The following is a 10,717-nucleotide window of genomic DNA, read 5'->3' as shown; positions in this document are numbered from 1 at the left end:
TTTTAAGTGATTTTGGTAACGTTTTCAATGGATATAATTGATACTATTGGTGTACTTTTTTGATATTTGTGATGATCGTCATTTGGACTCAACAGTTCGGAACGAAAACGGCAAAATGCCGACATCTTTCGCGGCGGAAAGACATCGGCATTTTGTTTGTCTTCGGCTGACGCCGCAACGTTAAACCTACTGTTATAGCGCGACCGGCACGTAGATGCCGGTTTCGGAGCCGGAGTCCTCTGCGCCGGTGTAACTTTCGAAATCGCAGCTGGCGAGGGGAGGCATACGATTGCCAGCCTGTTTTCGCCTCCTTGCTGTCCGTGCCTCATCCTGCTGCCGGTTCCATGCCGAGGAACGCATCCAGCCGCGCCTTCTGCAGCAAATGGTGGCGGTAATGCATCTCGACGAGCAGGAACCATTCCACCGCGTTCAGCCCGCCGAGGCGAGGATGCGGCCGCGTGCGTTCCGGCGGAATGTGCGCCAGCGCAGGCTCCAGCTCGCGCATCCGCGCCAGCACCTGCCGCAGTCCTTGTGCCAGCTCGTCCTTGCTCTCCGGCTGCGGCGGCGTATATTGCGGCGATGGCGGGACGCGAACCGGCTCCGGCGGAAAGCTGCCCATAGCGAACAGAGCAGCTCCTTGCTCCGTCTTTCCCGCGGCGGTTGCAGCAGTCGCGCCCGGCGCGCTGCTTGCCGCAACTGCGGCTTCCCGGGTGCCGGGTACGCCGGATACGGGCGCTCCGCTGTCCAGTCCCTCCTTACGGCAAGCGTCCACGTTCGCCAGTTGCATAAACAAGCTCGACCGGATCAAGTGCATGTACATTTGGCCAAGCGACCATTCCTCTTCTCCCGGCTTGCGTGTCAACTGCTCCAGATCGTACCGCTCCAGCTCGCGCTCGTAATGCGCCACCGTTTGCTCAAATTTGCTCAGCACCGTTTTCGTATCCGTCATGTCGGATTCAGCTCCTTTTGGCTCTTCGTTATCGGAATCTGAACCCAGTATAACGAACCGCTCCTGACAGCAGTATGTCAGTAGCTTTTCAGACCTTTCAGCCATTCTTGCCGCACCCGCTCGCGCAGCTCCTCCGGTTCCAGCACGACAGCGCCGGCTCCCCAGCCGAGCACCCAGCCGAGCACCTCGAACGGATGCCGCACCTTGAGCGTCAGCAGCAGCCCTTCGGGCGTCCGCTCCGACGCTTCCGTGTAGTAATAGTTTTTCTCCAGCGCCCGATCGGCGAGCTCCGGCGCTATACGCACGCGCACCGTGACAGTCCGGTCGTTCGCCGGTTTGTATGCGTGCAAGTCAAAATGCTCCGGACGCCGAAACCGCTCGTCCAGCACCTCGACATCGCTCATCCGGCTCAGGCGGAAGTGGCGCATGCCTTGGCGCAAATGGCAGAAGGCGACGAGCATCCAGACGCCTTCTGTGAGCACGAGACCGTACGGGTCAGCCTCGCGCACGCTGCGCCGGTTGCCGTCCGGCTCCGGCACCTTTTTGTCGTAGCGGAAGCGTACCTTCCGTTCGTCAAGTATGGCGCGGCGCAGCGCCACAAGCACCTCCTCCTCGCCGGCGCCGGGCCTACCCGCGGCGAGCAGCTTCACGCCGGAGCGCACCCGCGCCACGTTCAGGCGCACCGGCCCCGGCAAAATCGCCTCCAGCTTCCCACGCGCCCTTTGCGCCTCGGCACGGTAGCCGGCATCGAACTGCCGTTCGATAAAGTCAAGACCGAGCAGCAGCGCCGTCGCCTCCTCCGCCGTGAAGCTGACGGGCGGCAAAAAATAGCCCTCCATCAGCGAATACCCTTGGCCCGGCGCGCCCACCACCGGCACCCCCGCTTCGCTGAGCGCCTGCATATCGCGGTAAATCGTCCGCACGCTCGTCTCGAACGTCGCCGCCAAATCCTCGGCGCGCCGCTCGCCGAAGCGCTGCAGCTCCAATATGATCGCCATCTGGCGGTCGGTTTTGTTCATGGCAGGCTCCCCTCTAAGTGCCGCTATTTATTGTAGATTATACAAGGGCCTTATTGGGGAGCAAAACTGCAACTTGCGGCCCGGCCTTCCCCAAAGCATGTGGATTTGCTCAACCTTCAGCGCCGTCTGAACAAATGCTCTGTTCCCGTACTCCGATTTCCACCTCTGCCTCCTCTCGGCGTTGCTACTTCGGGAACAACGAACAGGAGGTTCTAGGCCGAGGCGTCCATCCATAACGGAACGCTGTTCCGCTATTCGCGAAAAGAAACGGGAATCCGGCATCATAGCGGATTCCCGTTCCGTTATTTTGAAGCAATCGTTGGTTATGACAGGCGTTCCGGTGCTTTTTCTGGAAAATAACGGAACGAAATTCCGTTATTTTGGGGAAATAACGGGAAATACCGGGCATAGCGGAACGGCGTTCCGTTATGTCGATGTTGCGGGTGTAGCGGCGGTGAATGTTGCGCGGTCCCCTGCACCAAACTTCCATTCCACCGCGACGCGGAAGCTCCGATCTGGCCTCACAAGCAGGCCCGCATATCCGCATACCCTTCCGCCATCCGTTACAGAACTCGATGCGGCGCACCGTCCTGTCCCTTGACACCGACGCACCGTTCCGTTACAGCTCCCGACTCCGGTACAACCAACCCCTCTTACCCCTTAATCCCGGTAAAGCTCAGCCCGCGCACAATCTGCTTCTCGAAAACAGAAACACAATAATAACGGGCAGCGACGAAATCGAATTGATCGCCATCGGCCTCACGTAATCTTTTGTATATTGCGACAGCAAGGTCGGTATGCCCATCGGCAGCGTGAACAACTCTTCCGAGGTGATGGAAATGAACGGCCACAGGAAGTTGTTCCACTGCCCGATGAACGTCAGGATCGCAATCGAGGCGATCGCCGGTTTGGCCAGCGGCAGCACGATGCTGTAGTAAATTTTGAACAGCCCGCCGCCGTCCATCTCGGCGCTTTCGATCAGTTCGTTCGGCACTGAATCGAAGAAGCTTTTCAGCACGACGACGGCGAACGGCGACGCGATGGCCGGCAAAATAAGCCCCTGATACGAGTCAAGCATCCCAAGCTCTTTCACGACCTGGTACAGCGGAATAATCATCGCTTCGCCCGGAATCATGAGCCCCGCCAAAATGAACACGAACACGAAGCCCCGCAGCCGGAAGCGGATTTTGGACAGCGCGAACGCGCTCATCGACGTGAACAGAACGACCAGCACCGTAACGGCGCATGCGACGACGAAGCTGTTGAACATCCAGCGCAGCAGCGACGTTTCCCGGAACACGTAAAAATACGTATCCAGCGTGTAAGGAGGTTTATACCAGTCGAGCACGCCTTTAATTTTCATCGCCTCGTCCTTGACGGAAACGACCAGCATCCAGGACAGCGGCAGCAGGAAGAACAACGCCAGCAGCAGCGAAACGACGGTTCGCACGATCCGCATGTTACATCACCGCTCCTTTTCGGGAATTGACGCGCAGCTGCAACAGGGAGATGAGCATCAGGATGACGAACAGCGAATAGGAAAGCGCGGCCGCGTACCCCATATGGTTGTTCTTGATGCCTTCTTCGTAAATATATTGAATGATCGGCCTGGTGTCCGTACCCGGACCGCCACGGGTGATGATGTAAATTTGCAGAAACACTTTGTACGAAGCGATGATTTGCAGCAGCAAAATCGTCTTTGTGATCGGCCCGAGCAGGGGCAGCGTAATCCGGAAAAACATCTGTCCGTCCGTTGCCCCGTCCAGCCGCGCCGCTTCGTAAATGTCCTCGGGAATGTCCTGCATCGCCGACAAGTAGAGAATCATGTTCACGCCGACGGTCCACCAGAGCGTAATGCCGGCAATGGCGATCCAGGCGAGCGGCGCCTCGGTTAGCCAGAACAGTTCCTTGTCGGGATTCAAAAGACCGAGCATCTTCAGAAAATTATTCGTAAACCCGGTATACGGCTGGATCATGTACATCCCGACATAAGCGACGACGGACACGGACAGCACGCTCGGGAGAAAGAAGACGCTGCGGTAAAACCGCTGCAATCTCGACTTCCGGTTGCAGATGACCGCGAGAACGAGGGCCAGAACGAGCATCGTCGGCGTCGTCAAAATGACGAAGTAGGTGGAGTTCCATAACGATTTCCAGAACCCCGGGTCTTGCGCCATATGTTTGTAGTTGTCCAGGCCGACGAACTTCATTTTGCGGATGAGCGTCCAATCGTACAGGCTCATCTGCAGCCCTTTGAACATCGGGAATATCGTAAACACGACATATAAGAGCAAGAACGGCAGCAGGAACAGGAACGCCTTCACATCGAGCCGCAATTGCTTCGCCTTCATCTTGCAAGCACCTCTTCCCTTAAACGTAACAAGCTTGAAGCGGCGATATCTTCAAGCTTGTTAAGCGTTGATAATGAAGCTCAGTTGGCAATCCGGACTAACTACGCTGGCCGGCCAATTATTTGGCGAGCAGCGATTTCACTTCGTTGTCGATTTTCTTCAGCGCGTCTTCGGCAGGCGTTTTGTTCAGCCAAATTTCGTCCAGGTATTTTTTGAGGATATCGTTTTTCGGCCACGTTTTGTCCGACTGCTTCGGGAAGACGACGTCCTTCGCCACGCTTACATAGTCGCTGCGGTATTTCATGTTTTTAAATTCGGCAGAATCGACCACCTTGGTGCTGGCCGGAATATGGCCCGCCTTCGCCCAAATTTGCCCGTTCTCGGTGGCGAATTTGGCGAACGCCAGCGCCGCTTGCCGCTTCTTCGCATCGTTGTCCTTCGTTACCGGCAGGATGATCGTGTGCGAGTCGCCCCACGTTTTCGTATTGCCGAACAGGTTCGGAATCGGCATTGCGCCGAAGTCGAAGTCTTTCGTCGCTTCCCAAGTGCCCGTCGCCCATACGCCGGTCATCATGACGGCAGCCTGGCCGCTTTGGAACGACTTATAGAAATCGGGATCGTTCGGCTTGATCACTTTGCTGTCGTAATACAAGCTTTTCACGAAGTTGGCGGCTTTCACGGCTTTGTCCATGTCCATCGCGGTAGACTTGCCGTCGTCGGAAATGATATCGTTGCCGCCCAGTTGGGAATACGCCGCCCACCACAGCCGGTACGGGTCGTCGCCGTTATTGGACAACGCCATCGGCGAGACGCCTTTCGGCAGCTTATCTTTAATGCCGCTAAGGAACTTCACGAAGCCGTCCGCTCCCGGTTCGATCTTCGGCTTGCCGTCGGCGCCGAGAGCGCCTGCGTCCTGCAGCAGCTTTTTGTTGTAGTACATAATGAACGGGTGCGTATCGAGCGGAACCGCATAGTGCTTGCCGCCGCTAATCGTCGCATTCAAAATGTTTTGGTTATAGTCGCCCCAATTGAGATTGGCCGCTTTCGCCACGTCGTCGATTTCGCTGACGACCCCTTGTTTGATCAGCTCCGGCAGTTTCGACACGTGCGAAATGCCGATATCGGGGCCTTTGCCAGCGGACACGCCGGTTACGAGCTTGGTGTAATATTCGCCCCATTCCAATTTGACGTTCTTGACGGTGATGTCGGACTGCGATTTGTTAAAGGCGTCGATAATCGCGTCCATATTGTCGCCGTCCCCGCCGCTGAACAAAGTCCAATACGTTAATTCGACCTTCTTGCCGCCGGTATTCGCAGCCGGTTTCGCGGCGTCGCCCGAGGACGGAGACGGAGACGGAGAACCGCCGCATCCGGACTTTTGCCGCCGGAACAGCCGGCCAACACCGACAGAAGCAATGAAGCGCTTACAAGTGATACACCCAGTTTTTTCACGACGAACACTCCCTTTTCGATGTGTGCTGTTGCGATAACAAGCAACACTATACTAAGGGCAGCCCGTTTCAGCCATGGCGTATCTTTTGGTCGGCATGGACCATTTTTCAGCTTTTGCGGCTATGCATCGCCCAGGTCGCGGAATTGCTTCGGCGTCAGCCCGGTCGCGGCTTTAAACACCCGGTTGAAGTGGCGAATATTTTCGAAGCCGCACGAATCGGCGATCGAGACGATTTTCTCGTCCGTGTAGATGAGCCGCTTTTTGGCTTCCTCGATGCGTTTCTCGGTAACGTAACCGATGAACGATTTGCCGGTGCGCGCCTTAAACAGCGTGCTTAAATAAGTTGGGGACAAGTACACCTTCTCCGCTGCTTTGCTGAGCGTTATTGGCTCCGCATAGTGCTCGTTAACGTATTGCAGCACGGCTTCGATCGGGCCGGGTGCGGCAGCGGTCTTTTTCAAACCGATCGTCCGGTTAAGAGCTTCGACAAGGTGCTGGAAATATGCAATCAGCTCGTTTCTGGACGTGATGGAGCATACTTCGTTCACCAAATCCTTGATCTCTTTTCCTCGCAGCAATTCGTGCGCAGCGTCCCGCTCCACGGCCAGCTCATAGATGTGCAGCAGCAGCTTGCAAGCCTGCTCCCGAACGTATTCCGGGTCGCGGGCACGATCGCACAAACGCCCCACCATCATGCCGACAACTTGCCGCAATCGTTCCGCTTTGCCTTCGCGCAGCGTATCTTCGAGAAGCCCCCAATCAGCCGAGTCGGACTCTTGGTCGGCGTGCGCTTGCTTGGCGGCGCCCCGGTACAAATACGCTTTGTCTCCGCCGGAAATGAGGCGCGTGAACAAGGCCGTCTCCGCCTCTTTGTACGACTCGGGCACGGATTCGAGACCGGAAGCCTCACCGCCGACGCCGATCGTCACCGTCATGCGGGAAAAAGCCCGTATTCGCGCGCACATCGCCTGGGCGAGCCGCAATATCCGGTCCCGTACATGGTGCTCGTGCTCATGATTGATAAGGGCTACGACTTTCGCATCCGCAACGGCGAAGACGAATCCGTGCATCTCCTCGTCGATCGTTTCCTGCATGAATTGGCACATATGAAGACCGAAGAGCGAAGGATCGGAGCGCGCATAGCGCTCGTCGTCGACGGAATCGCGATCAAGCTGGGCGACGCAGCACGTGAAGCTGGAATGCGGGAACAGCACCCCGACATGATGGAGAAGCTCGAGCTCCTCCGGCTTGACGGTTCCAAGCACGAGCCCGGTCAAAATATGCTGCCGCAGCTGCGCCCGCGTCTGCCGGTCTTCCTCTTTCTCCCGGTTCGCGATAAGCTGTTTTCCTTGGTCGGCAAGCCATTCCTCCTTCAGCTTCCACAGCGTTCGGTACAGCTCTTCGCGTTCCAGCGGCTTCATCAAATAGTCTTTGGCGCCCAATTTGAGCGACTGGCGGGCGTACTCGAAATCGCTGAAGCCGCTCATCACGATGCAGCGGACGAGCGGGTACCTCTCCTTCAGCACATATTGAAACTGGATGCCGTCCATCCGCGGCATGCGAATATCCGTAATGATAAAATCCGGGCGGTGAAATTCCACTTTCTCGATCGCTTCCAGGCCGTCTCTCGCCTCATCCACGACGATCCAGTCGGAATTCATCTCCGCAATCATATGCCTGACCCCTTTGCGGAAAATCGTCTCGTCGTCTACGATCAGAAGCTTCGGCATCGGCAAAACCTCCCAGATAGGGTTATCCTCACATCGAAGTTGCCAAAGGCAGTGTCAGCACGACCTTCGTACCGGCGAACGGCTTGCTGTCAACGGCAACGCCATATTGATGTCCGTACCGCAAAGCGATGCGCCGGTGCACATTGACGAGGCCGTGACCGCCAATGTCGTCCGAGAGCGGAGCCAGCCGAAGATTGCTGCGCAGCTCCTGCAAATCGGCCTCCGGCACTCCCCTCCCGTCGTCCTCAACGGTAATGACAAGCCTGCCCTCTTCCCGGGCTGCCGACAAAATGACGGTACCCCGCCCCCGACCTTTCTCGATGCCGTGAATAATGCTGTTCTCCACAATCGGCTGCAGCATGAGACGAATCACCGGCTGCTCCAGCAAGCTCTCCTCCTGCACGCGAACGTCGAAGCCAAGCCGCTCCTCGAAACGGATTTGCTGGATGACCATATAGCCGCGCACATGCTGCAGCTCCTCCGCGAGAGTCACTTCGCTACGGCTGTTCGTAATACTGTAGCGAAGCAGGCGGCTGAGGTTATTCGTCATGCGCACCACTTCGCGGTTGCCCTGGAGCTCGGCATACATGCTGATCGTCCCTAACGTGTTATACAGAAAATGCGGATTGATCTGGCTTTGCAAAGCGGCCATTTGCGCGTGTTTTTCGCGGATTTCGGTTTCGTACAGCCGGTAGCCGAGGTCGCTCAGCTTGGACACCATTACGTTGAAGGATTGGCTTAATTGCCCCACTTCGTCTCTGCTCGAAATCGGAATCGAAACGTCAAGATCGCCGCGCTCCACCTTCTTCATCATGTTGCGCAGCTGGCTGATCGGACGCGTGATGCGCACGGACAGCAGCGTCATCAGAAGCCCGGCGAGTCCGCAGCTGGCAACGGCGATGGCCACAAAATAATTGCGGACGGCGACCGTATCGCGCGTCAGCACGGACACCGGCACCGTCTCGATCGTCGTCCAGCCGGTCAGCGGCGATGTGTGATAGGTGAGCAGCTCTTTCTGCCCGTTCCGGTCGACGATAACGGTGCCCGTTCCCCGGTACGACGATTCGTCCAGCTCGAACGTATCGTGGTTTTTATATACCAACTGGTTGTCGCTGTCGAATATCGCCACATTCTCGTTGTTGTTCATCGACAGCTGGTTGATTTTATTGCGTATCGCGCGCACTTCGACATCCAGCTGGAAATAGCCGAGGTCTTCGCCGGTGTCGATGCTGCGGATCTTTCTCACGATCGAGAACACCTGATAGCCGGACGCCCGGCTTGACTTCACCTCGTGGGAACCGAGAAATATGCCTTTCCCCGTCGCGGACGCCTTGCCGTACCAAGGCTCCTCCTTATAGCTCGTGCCGGCGGTGTCGGGCACGCCGTCTGGACGATGCACGTAGGAAACTCCGGATATGCCGTACAAATACATGCCGATCACATCGACCCGGCCGTTCGTGAACACCCGCTTCGACAAGTCCTCGAGCGCCACTCTTTCGTCCCAGGTCCAAGGAGTGCCGGGCTTTTTTCCCGAGGCGAGATAGTCCATGATGTCGGGAGACTGATAGGGCAGCAGCGACAGCAAATTCAGCTCGTTCATGAACGTATCGATGTTCGTGGTCAGCTCGCGGACGAAATCCGCCTGATACTTCCCTACGTTGCGCTGTATGGACGACGAATAGCTGGCATACGTTAAATAGCCCGTTATGGCGAGCGGCAAAGCGATCAGGACGAAGCTGACCATCGTAAACTTGAACACCAGCGGCCGATTCCGGAACCATTGCCAAGTGCGGCCTATCCGTTGCGCCATCATTTGCCTACCTTCTCGTTAATCATGTTGTCCGCGCGCTGCAGCAGCTCCTGCGGCGTAATTTGGCCAAGCAGCATCCGTTCGAACTCCTTGACCATCCAATCGTTGATTTCCCCCTGCTTCGGCTGGCTCGGAAAATATTTCACATGCTCCGCAGCGGCGGCATACTCGGAGCGAAAGTTTAAAGCGCGGTACGCCTCGGAAGATAATGCCGTATACGACGCCGGGACGTGGCCGGCCTTCGCCCACATATCCCCGTGCTGTGCGGCCCAATATGCGAATTTTACGGAGGCGACCCGCTTCTTCATGTCGACCTGCTCTTGCTTCGGAAAAGCGAACGTGTGCGAATCGCCCCAGGATGCAGGCCTGTCGTAAATTTGCGGTAGCTCGGTGACGCCGAAATCGAGGCCGGGCGTATGCTCGATGCCCCCGGTCCCCATACCCCCTGGATCAACGTCGCCGCCTGGCCTTCGACGAACAATTTCTGCGCATCGGAAATATTCGGCGGGATCAGCTGGCTGCTATATAGCGAATAGACGAAATTCATCGCCTTCAAAGCGGTGTCATTATTGATCGCCGACGCATGCCCGTCGTCCGTGTACATGACGCCTCCCTTGTCCGCAATCTGGTTGTAGAGCGACCACCATAGCCAATAAGGATCAAGGCGCATGCTTGGCATGGAGAGCGGGGCGATGCCGGATGGTAAGCGCTTACGAATCGTCTCCAGGAAACGAATAAAGCCGTCAGGCCCCGGCTCGATGGCAGGACGGTCGGCCGCGTCCAGCAGCCCTGCTTGACGCAGCAGCGTTTTGTTATAGAAGAATACGATCAAATGGGTGTCGAGCGGAATCGAATAATGCTTGCCGCCCGCCACCGTGCTGCTCAACACGTGCGGGTTCACATCTTCCCAGCGGACCCCTGCGGCCTGCGCCACATCGTCAATCGGGTCGATAAAGCCGTTGCGGACGTATTGGGCATACCTCGAGGCGTGAATGATCGCGACATCCGGCGCCTCCTCGGTGACGATGGCCGTCGGCAGCTTCGTGTAATATTCTTCGGACTTGTTGTTGACGAGATCGACCGTAATGCCGTCCGTGTTCTCCTTGTTGTAAGCGGCAACCAGATCGTGCATGAAAATGCCGTCGCCGCCGCTTAGCGGCGTCCACAGCGTGAGCCTGACCCCGTCGCCATTCCCCTCAGGCTTCGGCAGCTGCAGGCTCGGATTGTAAAAATCGCAGCCGGGGACGATGACGAGAACGGCCCCCAGCAAAATACGGATGCATGCCCGCCTTACGCTTGTCGGCAATGGGATCTCCCTCGCAGTCAGTAAACTCTTTGTTGTCACCAACATATACCACAATGCAGGCGCATGGAACATGACGATTCCTTCGCTGTTATGGACATT

Annotated in this window: 9 protein-coding genes; all 9 read right to left on the bottom strand. The window is 57.0% G+C overall.

Annotated elements, in window-relative coordinates; genetic code table 11:
• Positions 1–325 precede the first annotated feature (325 nt).
• Positions 326–949 carry a DinB family protein gene (locus SD70_RS02080; RefSeq protein WP_041045114.1) on the bottom strand — a complete coding sequence of 208 codons (624 nt, stop codon included), beginning with the start codon at positions 947–949 and terminating at the stop codon, positions 326–328.
• Between the two features lie 77 nt (positions 950–1,026).
• Positions 1,027–1,968 carry a helix-turn-helix transcriptional regulator gene (locus SD70_RS02075; RefSeq protein ID WP_041045112.1) on the bottom strand — a complete coding sequence of 314 codons (942 nt, stop codon included), beginning with the start codon at positions 1,966–1,968 and terminating at the stop codon, positions 1,027–1,029.
• A 676-nt stretch (positions 1,969–2,644) separates the two neighbouring features.
• On the bottom strand, positions 2,645–3,427 hold the full coding sequence (locus tag SD70_RS02070; RefSeq protein ID WP_231570988.1) for a carbohydrate ABC transporter permease: 783 nt from the start codon (positions 3,425–3,427) through the stop codon (positions 2,645–2,647).
• Between the two features lies 1 nt (position 3,428).
• A complete protein-coding gene (locus SD70_RS02065) occupies positions 3,429–4,319 on the bottom strand; it encodes a carbohydrate ABC transporter permease (RefSeq protein WP_041045110.1) in 891 nt (296 codons plus the stop codon).
• A gap of 118 nt (positions 4,320–4,437) precedes the next feature.
• A complete protein-coding gene (locus tag SD70_RS02060; RefSeq protein WP_082053075.1) occupies positions 4,438–5,565 on the bottom strand; it encodes an extracellular solute-binding protein in 1,128 nt (375 codons plus the stop codon).
• A gap of 326 nt (positions 5,566–5,891) precedes the next feature.
• A complete protein-coding gene (locus tag SD70_RS02055; protein ID WP_041045108.1) occupies positions 5,892–7,502 on the bottom strand; it encodes a response regulator in 1,611 nt (536 codons plus the stop codon).
• A gap of 28 nt (positions 7,503–7,530) precedes the next feature.
• Complete coding sequence (locus tag SD70_RS02050) at positions 7,531–9,315, bottom strand: cache domain-containing sensor histidine kinase (protein ID WP_052486961.1); 1,785 nt, start codon at positions 9,313–9,315, stop codon at positions 7,531–7,533.
• Entirely contained in the window at positions 9,312–9,620 is a 309-nt protein-coding gene (locus SD70_RS35675) for a hypothetical protein (RefSeq protein ID WP_156157844.1), read from the bottom strand. Before SD70_RS35675 ends, SD70_RS02050 begins: the two co-directional genes overlap by 4 nt.
• Positions 9,617–10,618 carry an ABC transporter substrate-binding protein gene (locus SD70_RS02045; RefSeq protein ID WP_197080908.1) on the bottom strand — a complete coding sequence of 334 codons (1,002 nt, stop codon included), beginning with the start codon at positions 10,616–10,618 and terminating at the stop codon, positions 9,617–9,619. Before SD70_RS02045 ends, SD70_RS35675 begins: the two co-directional genes overlap by 4 nt.
• Positions 10,619–10,717 lie beyond the last annotated feature (99 nt).

Source organism: Gordoniibacillus kamchatkensis (genome assembly GCF_000829455.1).
In the GTDB taxonomy this organism is placed as follows: Bacteria; Bacillota; Bacilli; order Paenibacillales; family NBRC-103111; genus Gordoniibacillus; species Gordoniibacillus kamchatkensis.
Note: the sequence above shows the minus strand (reverse complement) of the source record. Positions and strands in the feature narration are given on the sequence as shown.

Bases quoted from the DNA above. Each gene is read 5' to 3' on its own strand.
- SD70_RS35675 (WP_156157844.1), bottom strand. From the start codon at position 9,620: ATGAAGAAGCGGGTCGCCTCCGTAAAATTCGCATATTGGGCCGCACAG.
- SD70_RS02055 (WP_041045108.1), bottom strand. From the start codon at position 7,502: ATGCCGAAGCTTCTGATCGTAGACGACGAGACGATTTTCCGCAAAGGG.
- SD70_RS02080 (WP_041045114.1), bottom strand. From the start codon at position 949: ATGACGGATACGAAAACGGTGCTGAGCAAATTTGAGCAAACGGTGGCG.
- SD70_RS02075 (WP_041045112.1), bottom strand. From the start codon at position 1,968: ATGAACAAAACCGACCGCCAGATGGCGATCATATTGGAGCTGCAGCGC.
- SD70_RS02060 (WP_082053075.1), bottom strand. From the start codon at position 5,565: ATGGACGCGATTATCGACGCCTTTAACAAATCGCAGTCCGACATCACC.
- SD70_RS02070 (WP_231570988.1), bottom strand. From the start codon at position 3,427: ATGCGGATCGTGCGAACCGTCGTTTCGCTGCTGCTGGCGTTGTTCTTC.
- SD70_RS02050 (WP_052486961.1), bottom strand. From the start codon at position 9,315: ATGATGGCGCAACGGATAGGCCGCACTTGGCAATGGTTCCGGAATCGG.
- SD70_RS02065 (WP_041045110.1), bottom strand. From the start codon at position 4,319: ATGAAGGCGAAGCAATTGCGGCTCGATGTGAAGGCGTTCCTGTTCCTG.